7 protein-coding genes are annotated in these 12,487 nt (G+C 68.7%); all 7 read left to right on the top strand.

Annotated features, from left to right (window positions below; genetic code table 11):
• The first annotated feature begins 52 nt into the window (after window positions 1-52).
• Window positions 53-1,810 carry a B12-binding domain-containing radical SAM protein gene (locus FJV41_RS10915; protein WP_141642384.1) on the top strand — a complete coding sequence of 586 codons (1,758 nt, stop codon included), beginning with the start codon at window positions 53-55 and terminating at the stop codon, window positions 1,808-1,810.
• Window positions 1,811-1,816: 6 nt separating this feature from the next.
• The gene (locus FJV41_RS10920) at window positions 1,817-2,962 is read left to right on the top strand and encodes an acyl-CoA dehydrogenase family protein (protein ID WP_141642385.1); all 1,146 of its coding nucleotides are present in this window, start codon (window positions 1,817-1,819) and stop codon (window positions 2,960-2,962) included.
• A gap of 15 nt (window positions 2,963-2,977) precedes the next feature.
• Window positions 2,978-4,552, top strand: coding sequence for an amino acid adenylation domain-containing protein (locus FJV41_RS10925; RefSeq protein ID WP_141642386.1), 1,575 nt, complete (start codon window positions 2,978-2,980; stop codon window positions 4,550-4,552).
• An 82-nt stretch (window positions 4,553-4,634) separates the two neighbouring features.
• Entirely contained in the window at window positions 4,635-4,934 is a 300-nt protein-coding gene (locus tag FJV41_RS10930) for an acyl carrier protein (protein ID WP_141642387.1), read from the top strand.
• A complete protein-coding gene (locus FJV41_RS10935) occupies window positions 4,934-6,754 on the top strand; it encodes a condensation domain-containing protein (protein WP_141642388.1) in 1,821 nt (606 codons plus the stop codon). The genes FJV41_RS10930 and FJV41_RS10935 overlap by 1 nt, the downstream gene beginning before the upstream one ends.
• A 30-nt stretch (window positions 6,755-6,784) precedes the next feature.
• Complete coding sequence (locus FJV41_RS10940; RefSeq protein ID WP_141642389.1) at window positions 6,785-7,948, top strand: MDR/zinc-dependent alcohol dehydrogenase-like family protein; 1,164 nt, start codon at window positions 6,785-6,787, stop codon at window positions 7,946-7,948.
• Window positions 7,945-12,487: non-ribosomal peptide synthetase (locus FJV41_RS10945; RefSeq protein ID WP_141642390.1), on the top strand; the 4,543-nt coding region annotated here is incomplete at its 3' end. The genes FJV41_RS10940 and FJV41_RS10945, both read left to right, overlap by 4 nt.

Below are 12,487 nucleotides of genomic sequence, written 5' to 3' on the forward strand. Positions count from 1 at the left end.
CGGCGTTCAAAGACAGGCTTCATCGCAGCTCCACCCCCGGAGAACGCTGCTCATGAGCACGTCGTCCAGTACGCTACGAGCAGACCTCTTTCTCCTGCACGCGCCCAGCGTGTATGACTTTCGTGAGCGCGACGACCTGCTGTTCGCCTATCTCAGCGACTCGGACAGCGTCAACGTCACGTCCATCTACGAGATGTACCCCATCGGGTTCTTCTCCATGCAGGAGCACCTGCGCAAGCACGACCTGTCGGTGAAGATCGTCAACGTCGCGGCGCTCATGCTCAAGCACCCCGAGCTCGACGTGGACCAGCTGCTCGGGCGGCTCGAGGCGCCGGTCTTCGGGTTGGACCTGCACTGGATGGCGCAGTGCCACGGCACCATCGAGCTGGCCAAGCGCATCAAGCTCGTCCACCCCGACGCGGTCATCATCTGCGGTGGCATCTCCGCGACGTTCTACGCGGAGCAGCTCATCCAGTATCCGGAGATCGACATCGTCGTGCAGGGCTACGACACGCTGGAGCCCGTCCGACGCCTGGTGGAGACCATCAAGTCCGGCGAGCGGCGCCTCGTGGACATCCCCAACCTGCTCTACAAGCGCCGCACCCAGCAGGTGGAACGCACCGGCTTCAGCCACAAGCCCGCGACGAACTACAACGACGCCACGGTCGACTGGTCCTACTACCGCGACGCCGTGGACGACGTCGCGACCACCAAGCTCATCATGACGCTGCCCAACACCGGCTGCGCCTATGACTGCCCCTGGTGCGGCGGCTCGCGGTCCGCCTATCGCAACATCATGGGCGTCAAGAAGACGCTCATCTCCAAGGACCACTCGCGCATCGTCGACGAGCTGAAGTCCATGGGCCCCGCCGCGGCGACCACGGGCATCTACGCGCTCCAGTGCTACTCGGAGACGCGCCCGCGCTTCCACGAGTACCTCGACGCCGTGAAGCAGAGCGGCTACCGCCAGCTCTTCGTCGAGCAGTTCCACCTCACCCCGGACGAGACGCTGAAGAAGATGGGGGAGTCGAGCCAGTCGTACATCATGCTGTCCCCCGAGTCGCATGACCCGGTCATCAGCAAGCTCGCCGGGCGCGGCACGTACACCATGGAGCAGATGGAGGCGTGGATTCCTCGCGCCCTCGACGCGGGCATCGCCGGCGTCATGATCTGGTTCTTCATCGGCATGCCCCAGCAGACGCCGCAGTCCATCTTTGACACGGTGGACTACAGCATCCGGCTGATGGAGAAGTTCCAGGGCCAGCGCGTCCTGCCGCTTTTGTGCCCCATGGTCCCCTTCCTCGACCCGGGCTCGCGCTTCTTCGTCGAGCCCGAGCAGCACGGCTACCGCATCTTCCACCGCACCCTGGAAGAGCACCGCCAGGCCATGGTGGAGCCGCTCTGGCACCGGCGCCTCAACTACGAGACGCGCTGGCTGTCCCGCAAGCAGCTCCAGGACACGACGTACAGCGCGGTCGCCGCGCTCGTTCGCGCCAAGGGCCAGGCGGGAGTCCTCCCTCGCGCCATCAGCCAGAGCATCCTCACCGCCATCTCCGACACCCAGGAGCTGCTCGCGGACATGGAGCGCGCCATCACCCTGGATGGCGCCCTGCCCTCGTCCCTGCGCGACGTCATCCGCTCCTACAACCGCCGCGTCCTCTCGTACTCCAGCGATCAGATCATCCCCATCCAGCGCCCCTTCGGAGGCCGCTGGTTCGACGACTTCACCGTCCCCCCGGAGCTGCTCGCCCAGGTCATGTCGCCGCGTCCACGGGCCCCCGTGCCCGCGCTCACGGGAAGCGGAGGCTGAGCCGTCATGGACTTCGCGTGGACACCCGACGAGCGGCGGATGAAGGCCGCGGCGGTCGCCTTCGGCCGCGAGCGCCTCGCCTTCGACGTCGTCACCCTCGACGCCGAGGGCACCTTCAACCGCGAAGGGTGGCACCGGCTCGCCAGCTTCGGTGCCGCGGGCTTTCCCATTCCGCGCCGGTATGGCGGCGCGGAGCACCCGGTGCCCATCACCGCCCAGGCGCTGGAGGGGCTCGGGTACGGCTGCGCCGACAACGGGCTGCTCTTCGCGCTGGGCGCCCACCTGTGGGCCTGTGCGCTCCCCATCCTGCTCTTCGGCACGGAGGCGCAGAAGGAGCGATACCTGCCGGCGCTCGCGCGCGGAGAGATGCTGGGGGGCCACGCCATGACGGAGCCCGAGGCGGGCTCCGACGTCGCCGCCCTCCAGACCACCGCGACGCGCAAGGGCGAAGGCTACGTCCTCCAGGGCCGCAAGGTCTTCGTCACCAACGGTCCCGTGGCGGACGTCCTGCTCGTCTTCGCCACCGTGGACGCCTCACGGGGACGCGACGGCCTGACGGCCTTCCTCGTGGAGAGGGGCCAGCCCGGGCTCCACGTGGAGCGCACCGTCCCGAAGATGGGCCTGCGCACGGCGAGCATGGGCGAGCTGCGGCTCGACGACTGCGAGGTCCCCGCGAGCAACCGCCTGGGTGAAGAGGGCGGCGGGCTTGCCCTCTTCTCGCAGATGATGGAGTACGAGCGCGGCCTCATCCTCGCGCCCGCGCTGGGGGCGATGGAGCGCACGCTGGAGCGTTGCATCCGCCGCGCCCGTGAGCGCCAGCAGTTCGGCAGGCCCATCGGTGGCTTCCAGGCCATCTCCAGCAAGCTGGTGGAGATGAAGCTGCGGCTGGAGACGGCGCGGGGCCTCTTGTACCGCTTCGCCTGGCTCAAGCAGCAGGGCCGCTCGGCCATGTTCGAAGCCTCCCTCGTCAAGCTCCACGTCAGCGAGTCCTGGGTCCAGACGAGCCTGGAGGCGGTGCAGCTCCACGGAGGGCTGGGCTACCTCACCGAGACGGAGTTGGAGCGGGAAGTGCGTGACGCATTGGGGAGCCGGATTTTCTCCGGCACCTCGGAGCTCCAGCGAGAGCTCGTGGCCCGCTCCATGGGCCTGTGACGGAGAACCACAGCCATGTTGTTCCAGTATCTTGAAGACAGCGCCAGGGCCCACTCCGCCCGGATCGCCGTCATCGACGGAGAGCGGACCTACTCCTACGAAGAGCTCGAGGCGGCGTCGAATCAGATGGCCCGCACGCTCAGGAACCAGGGCATCGGCCGGGGCGACCGCGTGGGCCTGCACCTCGACAAGTCCCTCGAGGCCATCATCGGTCTCTTCGGCATCCTGAAGGCCGGCGCCGCCTACGTCCCCATCGACCCCGCCTCGCCCGAGTGGCGGCTGAATTTCATCGCCCGGGACTGCGCGCTCTCGGGTGTCATTACCATCCCCACCTGGCATGCCTCCCTGCGCGACGTGGAGAGTCTGCGCTGCATCATCCTGGTGGAGGCCCGCCCGACGAACACGCTCCGCGTCCCCCAGGAACAGGGCGCCCCCGTGACTCTCACCTGGGCCGACGTGCGAGCCCAGTCCAGCGCCCCGGTGGAGCCGCTCGCCGAGTCCTCACCCGAGGACCTCGCGTACATCCTCTACACCTCCGGCTCCACGGGTCAGCCCAAGGGCGTCATGCTCAGCCACCGCGCCGGGCACGCCTTCGTCGACTGGGCCTTCAGCGTCGCGGGAGTGCGCCCCGGGGACCGTGTCTCCAGCCACGCGCCCCTCCACTTCGACCTGTCGGTCTTCGACGTCTTCGCGACCGCGAAGGGCGCCGCGACACTCGTGCTCGTCCCCACCTCGCTCTCCGTCTTCCCTCGCGAGCTGGCGGACTTCATCGCGTACAAGCACATCGCCATCTGGTACTCGGTCCCCTCGGTGCTCACGCAGTTGGTGGCCCGGGGCGAGCTGTCGCGGCACGGCTTTCCGAACCTGCGCACCGTGCTCTTCGCCGGTGAGGTCTTCCCGCTCAAGTATCTGCGCCAGCTCGTCCTCACCCTGCCCAGGCCGCGCTACCTCAACCTCTACGGCCCCACCGAGACGAACGTCTGCACATTCCACCTCGTCACCCCCGCGGACCTCGCGCGCTCCGAGCCCCTGCCCATTGGCCAGGTCTGTTGTGGGGACGAGGTCTTCGTCATCCGCGATGACGGCATCCTCGCGGGAGCTGGCGAAGAAGGGGAGCTGTGCGTCGCGGGCCCCACGCTGATGAGCGGGTACTGGGGCATGGAGGAGCGCACACGTCAGGTGCTCGGGCCCATTCCGGGCCACGCCTTCGCCTATCGGACCGGGGACCGCGTCATCCGGGAGAGCGGCGGCGCGCTGTGCTTCCTGGGCCGCAGGGATGACATGGTCAAGGTCCGGGGTCACCGCATCGAACTGAGCGCCGTGGAAGAGGTGCTCCTGCGCCATCCGGATGTCGAGGAGAGCGCGGCGCTGACACTCCCGGACGATCTCACTGGCAATGAGCTGCGCGCGTTCGTCGTGCTGCGCGACAACGCGAGCACCAGTCCGCAGGACCTGCGACAGCACTGCGCCAACTACCTTCCCCGCTACATGGTCCCCACGCGCATCGACGCGTGTGAAGCCCTGCCGAAGACGACGACAGGAAAGAAAGACAAGGTCCGGCTCCAGGAGCAGGCACGACAGCTCGTGTGAGCCCTCTCTCGAAGACAGTGTTTGCCTCATCGGGTCACCGACCCGAGGGGATTCGTATTCCCTGAAGCCGGAGTGAGCGTCCGTGAACGAGACAGTGGCGAGCTACACCGAAGAGCAGGTCGCGCAAATCATCCGCGCCCACATCGACCAGGAGTTCCTCTTCCGGACCAAGGACTCCGGACTGGCTGATGACGACAGCCTCATCGCGCGCGGGGTCATCGACTCGATGGGCATCTTCCGCCTCGTCAACTTCCTGGAGCAGCGGTTCGAGATTTCCGTCAGTCCGCCCGACATCGTGATGGAGAACTTCCGCAGCCTCCAGGCCATCCGGGCGTTCACCGTCACGCGGCTTCGCGGCCGTGACGGGCAGGAGACCGACTGATGCATCCGGACATCTGGAGGGCCTTCCAGCAGCTGCATGCGCTGCGCTCGGAGGCTCCACCGCTGGTCCTGCGCGAGCACATCGAGGACCCGCCCGCGTCCTTTCAGCAGGAGCGCCTGTGGTACCTGGACCAGGCGAACCCGGGCGGCTCGGCGTACCACCTGCCCGTGGCCTTCCGTCTCTCCGGTCCGCTGGACTGGCGAGCGCTGCGCCTGGCCCTGGAGGCGCTCGAACACCGGCACGAGTCCCTGCGAACCTCGTTCGACTCCAGCCGTGGCAAGGTCGTCCAGCGCGTCCGCGCGCCCGGCGCCTTCGTGCTCCCCACCGTCAGCCTGCGCGACGAGGCACAACGGCCCGAGCAACAAGAGGCCCGGCTGCGAGAGGCACTGGGTCGGGAGGCCTGGCGCCCGTTCGACCTCCACCGGGAGGCCCTGTTCCGCGCGACGCTGTTCGTCCTGGGCGCGCGGGAGCATGTCCTCCTGCTCAACTTCCACCACATCATCTACGACGGCTGGTCCCAGGACGTGCTCTTCCGGGACCTCTCGGAGCTGTACACGGCCTTCCACGAAGGCGGCTCCGCGCCCCTGCCGGAGCTGGACGTGCGTTGCACGGACCATGCGCTCTGGCAGCGCAAGTGGCTCCAGGGCAGCGCTCGCGAAGCGCTTCAGGCGTACTGGCGGGAGCACCTGAAGGAACGGCTGCACGGCCCCCGCCTCGCCTCGCGGACGCGGGCTGGCAACGTGACCGCACCGGGCCTGCGCGAGCTGGGACGGCTGCCCATCACGCTCTCTCCAGAGCTCTCCAACGCCATCCTCCAGTTCACCCGGGAAGCGGGCGCCACCGTCTACATGGTGCTGCTCGCCGCGTTCCACGTCCTGCTGCATCGGCACTCCGGCGGGCAGGAGCGGCACTTCGTGTGCAGCCCCATCGCCAATCGTCCGCAGGCGGAGACCGAGCGCCTCATCGGCTACTTCGTCAACCTGCTGGTGTTGCCGGCGGACCTGCGCGGTGACCCGAGCTTCCAGCAACTGCTGGAGCAGGTGCGCGGTGTCGTGGCGGGCGCGCTGGCGCACCAGGACCTCCCCGTGCAGCTCCTCGACGGAGTCGACCTGGGCGGCGAGCCCTTGTCCCAGGCCCTCTTCGCCTTCGAGAACACCCCTCGCTTCCCGCTCCAGCTCACGAAGCTCGACGTCGCTCCCGTCGAGCTCGAAGGCGGCACGTGTGACTTCGACCTGTTCCTCGCGCTTCACGAGGAGAAAGGCGTCATCTCGGGCACGCTCAAGTTCTCCCGCCAGCGCTTCGAGACGGATGAGGCGGCGAGGCTGCTCCGCGACTTCGAGACCATCCTGAGCCGGGCCGTATCCGCGCCGGGGCAGGCGCTCTCGGCCTTCCTTCCCGACCTCATCGTGCCCCGCGCCGACACGCCGCCGGAGCCCATCACCCCGGAGCCCGCACGTGCTCCGCTTCCGCCACCGTCCACGGACGTGCTCGCGGCGCTGGGCGCGGCCAGGCCTGAGCAGCGCCGGGCCTTGATGAGGGATTACCTGCGGGGCACGGTCATCCGCGTCGCGCTCCGGGGACAGACGCCGGACGTCGCGTTCCAATCCCTCCAGGAGCTCGCGCTCGACTCGCTCCGGCTCATCGAGCTGACGGGACGAATCCGCACTGAGCTGTCCATCGACATGCCCGTCTCCCACTTCTTCGAGGCGACGAGCGTGGATGTGCTGGCGGATGAGCTGCTCACGCGGTGGCTGCGCGCGCAGTTGACGGAGCCCCGAGCCCCCGCGGTCGGTGGGCGACGAGAGCTTCTCACGCTGTAGCCACACCACGCGCACAGGGGGATTCCAAACATGAGCTATCAAGCCGACGCCTGGGTCATTCGCGAGGGTGGCACCGATGAGCCACGGCGCGCCCGACTGACGCGCACGCGCGTCACCGTCGACGCCATCCAGGAAGACGAGGTCCTCGCGGCGCCGCTCTACGGCTGCTGGGAGGGAAACAACGAGCACGCGCTCGAACGAAAGCCCATCGACATCTGCAAGGTCCGCCAGGAGCAGGAGATCGTGCTCGGCAACGCGGGCGTCGTCCGGGTGCTCGAGACGGGCAAGGGCGTCACCCAGGTCCAGGGCGGCCAGCTCGCGATGATGTTCCCGAGCGGGGAGACGGATGCCCACGGCTACACCGTGAAGGCCCTGGGCTACGAGGCCCCGCGACAGATGGGCTGCATGGCCACGCTGATGAAGCTCAAGGGCCGGCAGGTCATTCCCATTCCGGAGAACACACGGCACTCGCTGGCGCAGTGGGCGGCCTTCAGCGTCCGCTATGTCACCGCGTGGGCGAACTGGCGCGTCGCTTCGGCGGTCTTCCGAACCCAGATGACGGAGCAGGAGTGCCCGTCGCCGCATGTCTGGGGTTGGGGCGGAGGAACGACGCTCGCGGAGCTGGCGCTCGCCAGACTCCAGGGCTGCCGCGTCGTCATGCTGTCCGGCGCGCACCGGCACCTGGATGAGATTCGAGGAGCGGGCCTGGAGGTCATCGACCGGCGCGCCTTCAGCGGCTTGAGCTACGAGCCGGAGCGCTGGGATTCCGACCCGGATTACCGCGCCCGCTATCAGGCCGCGGAGGCCGGGTTCCTCGCGGAGGTCTCTCGTCGCACCGACGGAGAGATGGTCCACCTGTTCCTCGACTACATCGGCACGCCCGTCTACCGGGCCACCATCAAGGCCCTGGCCCGACAGGGTGTGATTGCCACCGCCGGCTGGAAGGAAGGCATGTCCATCTCCCTCTTGCGCGCCCGCGAGTGCATCACCCGGCATCAGCACGTCCACACCCACTACGCGCGCTATCAGGAGGGCGTGGACGCGGTGGCCTTCGGAGAGGCCCACGGCTGGATGCCCGACGTCGGCCCGCGCATCCACACCTTCGACGAGCTGCCCGAGCTGGCGGAGGCGTACCGCGCCGGTCACACCAACTACTTCCCCTGCTTCACCATCAACGAGGAGGGGAAGACTTGAGTCGGGACAGCGGGGTGACGGCACTGCTCACCCGCCTCTTCGACCTGGGGATTCGTCTCTGGGTGGAGGGCGGAAGGCTCGCGGTGGATGCACCGGAAGGCGCGCTCACCGCCGACCTGCGCGCGGAACTCTCCGCACGCAAGGCGGAGCTCATCGCGCTGCTCGACGACAGCATGGGGGATGCACGCGCGGCGGAGCTGCCCGCGCTCATCTGCCGCCCCGAGGAACGGGACGAGCCCTTCCCGCTCACCGACATCCAGCAGGCCTACTGGGTCGGCCGTGGCGGCGACTTCGAGCTGGGCGCGGCCATCCACGTCTACGTCGAGATAGACAGCGAGACGCTGGACCCCGCGCGCTTCGGTGAAGCGTGGCGACGCCTCATCCAACGCCACGAGATGCTCCGCGCCGTCGCCCTGCCCGACGGGACGCAGCGCATCCTCCGCGACGTCCCCGACTACGAAGTGGCTGTCGAGGACTACCGCGCGCTGTCCCCGGAGGAACGTCAGCGCCGCCTGGACGCCCACCGAGAGCGGCTGGCGCAGCAAATCCTGCCGCTCGACACCTGGCCCCTGTTCGAGATTCGCGCGGTGCGGCTGGAGGAAGGCCACCGGCTCTACTTCAGCATCGACTGCACCTTCGTCGACTCGTGGAGCGTGCAGGTCCTCTTCCGGGAGCTCATCCAGCTCTACGCCGACCCGGACGCGACGCTGGACCCGCGCGAGCATGGCCAGTCGTTCCGCGACTACGTCCTGGCCACGCGCGCCCTCCAGGAGACGGAGCTCTACCGTCGCTCGGTGGATTACTGGCGCGGAAGGATTGCCACCCTGCCCCCTGCGCCCGACCTTCCCAGGGTCCAGCAGGTGGGTGCGCCCCGTCATCCGCACTTCGTGCGCCGTGAAGCCCGCATCGAGCGAGCACGTTGGGAGCGCCTGGTGGAGCGCGCACGCGAGCTTCAGCTCACGCCCACGGGGCTGCTGCTCGCCTGCTACGCGGAGGTCATCGCCCACTTCAGCAAGAGCCCGCACTTCACGCTCAACGTGCCGCTCTACAACCGACTTCCCCTGCACGAGGACGTGGGGAAGATGGTGGGGACCTTCTCCTCGTTCCTGCTCGTCGAGGTAGACCACCGCGCGGGCGGCACCTTCCAGCAGCGGGCCCGAGCGCTCCAGGAGCAGCTCTTCAGGGACTTGGAGCACCGCTACATCGGCGGGGTGGAGATCCTCCGCCAGATGTTCCGCGAGCGCGGGAAGATCAGCGGCGCGTTGATGCCCGTGGTGCTCACCAGCTTCGCCAGCGGCGTCGAGGGCTGGGACTCCTGCTGGGTGGACCACCTGGGCCGCGCCTTCGGCCGTGTCGTCCACTCCGTCACGCAGACGCCGCAGGTGTGGATTGACCACCAGCTCGTCTTCCAGGACGGCGGCGTGTTCTACAACTGGGACGCCGCGGATGAGCTGTTCGCTCCGGGCCTCCTCGACGCGATGTTCGCGTCCTACCAGCGGCTCATCGACCGGCTCGTGGACGAGCCCGACGTCGTCCACGAAAAGCCCCTGCGCCTGTCCGCGCCCCAGGTCGCCGCCGGACCACGGCGTGACGGCGAACGCTCCGAACGCCTGTTGCACTCGCGCTTCGTGGAGCAGGCCACCGCACAGCCCGACCGGCCCGCGGTCATCGCCCCCGGACGCACGCTGAGCTACGGCGAGCTGCTGCAGAGGTGCACCGCGCTCGCCCACGCGCTCACCCAGGCGGGCGCGCGGAAGAACCACCCCGTGGCCGTGGTGATGGAGAAGGGCTGGGAGCAGGTGGTGGCCACCCTCGCCTGCTCCATCGCCGGCGCGCCCTATCTCCCCATCGACGCGGGTGTTCCCGGGGAGCGACTGAAGCAACTCCTCGAGGACAGCACCTGTGAGCACCTCGTCACCCAGCCATGGCTGGAGCCGCGCCTCGAATGGCCCTCCACCCCACGACGCTTCACGGTGGAGCCCCTGGAGCCGACCTCCGGCCTTGCGTTGCCAGAGGCTCCGGTTCAGGGCGCGGATGACCTCGCGGTCATCATCTACACGTCCGGCTCCACGGGCCGCCCCGGTGGAGTGATGCTCGCGCATCGAGGGCTCGTACACGCGCTCGACGAGACGCTGCGCGAGTTCTCCATCGGCCCAGAGGACCGGGTCCTGGCGCTGACGGCCCTGCACCACGACATGTCGATGTTCGACGTGTTCGGGATGCTGTCTGCGGGCGGCGCCATCGTCTTCTGCGAGGCCACGGCGCGGAAGGAGCCCGCGCGCTGGGCAGAGCTTCTGCGCACCGAGCGCATCACCGTCTGGAACTCCGTCCCTGGAATGATGGAGATGCTCCTGGCCCACGCCAGCGGGCGTCCCGAGCCGCTCGCTCCCGCGCTGCGCCTCGCCTTCATGGGCGGCGATTGGATTCCCCTGGACCTGCCCGAGCGACTCCGCGCGCTCGTGCCGGGAGTACAGCCCGTCAGCGTGGGTGGGCCCACCGAGACGAGCCTCTGGAACATCTGGTTCCCCATCGGGAAGGTCGACCCCGACTGGAAGAGCATCCCCTACGGCCAGCCCATCGCGGACACCCGCTACCACGTCATGGACGAGACGCTCAGGGAGCGTCCCCTGTGGGTCCCCGGCGAGCTGTGCTGCTCGGGCGTCGGCGTGGCCCATGGCTACTGGCGCAACGAGGCCCGCACGAGAGAGCGGTTCGTCACTCACCCCGTGACGGGCGAGCGCCTGTACCGCACGGGCGACCTGGGACGACTGCTGCCGGACGGCACCGTCGAGATTCTGGGACGCGTCGACTTCCAGCTCTCCATCCTCGGCCATCGCGTCGAGCCCGGTGAAATCGAGGCCGCGCTCCGACTCCACCCGGAAGTCTCCGCCGCTGTCGTCGTGGCGGATGGAGACCGCCACGCGCCTCGCCTCCTCGCCTACTTGGTGCGACGCGCGGGGGCCACGCTGTCTCAGGAGCCGTTGCGACGCTTCCTCGGGGAGCGCCTCGCGGACCACATGGTCCCCTCCATCGTGGTGTTCCTGGAGCAGCTCCCGCTCGGCCCCACGGGCAAGGTGGACCGCGCCGCACTGCCCAGGCCGGAGGCCCTGCGAGTCCTCACCGAATCGCGTACCGATGACGGAGCGCCCGCGCACGAAGCCGAGGCCGCGCTGGCCGCCATCGTCCGCGACGTCCTTCAGCTCCCGGAGGTGGAGCGGAGGAAGAACTTCTTCGAGCTGGGCGCCAACTCCGTCCACCTCGTGCGCATCAACGCCCGCATCCGGCAGGAGCTGGGCGCGGACATCCCCACCGTGGAGCTGTTCCAGAACGCGAACCTCGCCGCGCTGGCCGCGCACCTGGGACGGGTGCGACGCGGAGACACTGGTGGCCCCTCTCAGCGGGTGACCCAGGCCCGCGCGGACACCCTCGAGCGAAGCCCCATCGCCATCATCGGCATGAGCGCTCGGCTCCCGGGCGCGCCTGATGTGGAGGCCTACTGGAAGAACCTCGTCGAGGGAGTCGAGTCGGTGCGCTTCTTCACGGACGAGGAGCTGCGGGCGCAGGGCCTTGCCCGGGAGATGATTGGCAATCCGCACTACGTGAAGGCGGGCGCGGTCCTCGACGACATCTCCGGCTTCGACGCGGACTTCTTCGGGCTCACCGCTCGCGAGGCGCTGCTCACCGACCCGCAGCAACGGCTGTTCCTCGAATGCGTGTGGGAGTCACTGGAGCGCGCGGGCTACCGCCCTGACGCGACAGGGAAGAAGGTCGGCGTCTTCGCCGGAAAGAGCCTGAGCAACTACATCTATCCCGAGCTCGACCTCACCCAGCCCCTGCCCTACTTCCAGCGGCTGTTCGGCAACGACAAGGACTTCGTCGCCACACAGGTCTCCTACAAGCTCAACCTCACGGGCCCCAGCATCACGCTGCAGACGGCCTGCTCGACGTCGCTCGTCGCGGTGACGCTCGCCTGCCAGTCCCTGTGGAACCGTGACTGCGAGATGGCCCTCGCGGGCGGCGTCTCCATCAAGGTGCCCCACCACCTGGGATATCTCGCGGAGCCCGGCTCGGGGATGTTCTCCCCTGACGGCCACTGCCGCCCCTTCGACTCCCAGGCGCAAGGCATCCTCCCCGCGAGTGGCGCGGGGGTCGTGGTGCTCAAGCGGCTCGACGAGGCGCTCGCCGACGGTGACGCCATCCACGCCGTCATCCTCGGCGCGGCGGTGAACAACGACGGCGGAGACAAGGTCGGCTTCTCCGCGCCGAATCGCGACGGACAGGCGGAGGTGATTGCTCGCGCCCAGGCGATGGCGGGCATCCCTCCGGAGACGGTCGGCTACATCGAGGCGCACGGCACGGGGACGCCGCTCGGAGACCCGATGGAGATCGCCGCGCTCACCCAGGCCTTCCGGCTGGGAACTCCGGCGAAGGGCTTCTGCGTGGTGGGCTCGGCCAAGTCCAACTTCGGCCACCTGGACACCGCGGCGGGCGTGGCGGGGCTCATCAAGGCCGCGCTGACCGTGGAGCGCGGGCTCATCC

This window comes from Myxococcus llanfairpwllgwyngyllgogerychwyrndrobwllllantysiliogogogochensis, from assembly GCF_006636215.1.
Lineage (GTDB): Bacteria > Myxococcota > Myxococcia > Myxococcales > Myxococcaceae > Myxococcus > Myxococcus llanfairpwllgwyngyllgogerychwyrndrobwllllantysiliogogogochensis.

Coding starts and splice junctions, on each gene's coding strand:
- FJV41_RS10920 (WP_141642385.1), top strand. CDS start 1,817: ATGGACTTCGCGTGGACACCCGACGAGCGGCGGATGAAGGCCGCGGCG.
- FJV41_RS10925 (WP_141642386.1), top strand. CDS start 2,978: ATGTTGTTCCAGTATCTTGAAGACAGCGCCAGGGCCCACTCCGCCCGG.
- FJV41_RS10935 (WP_141642388.1), top strand. CDS start 4,934: ATGCATCCGGACATCTGGAGGGCCTTCCAGCAGCTGCATGCGCTGCGC.
- FJV41_RS10940 (WP_141642389.1), top strand. CDS start 6,785: ATGAGCTATCAAGCCGACGCCTGGGTCATTCGCGAGGGTGGCACCGAT.
- FJV41_RS10915 (WP_141642384.1), top strand. CDS start 53: ATGAGCACGTCGTCCAGTACGCTACGAGCAGACCTCTTTCTCCTGCAC.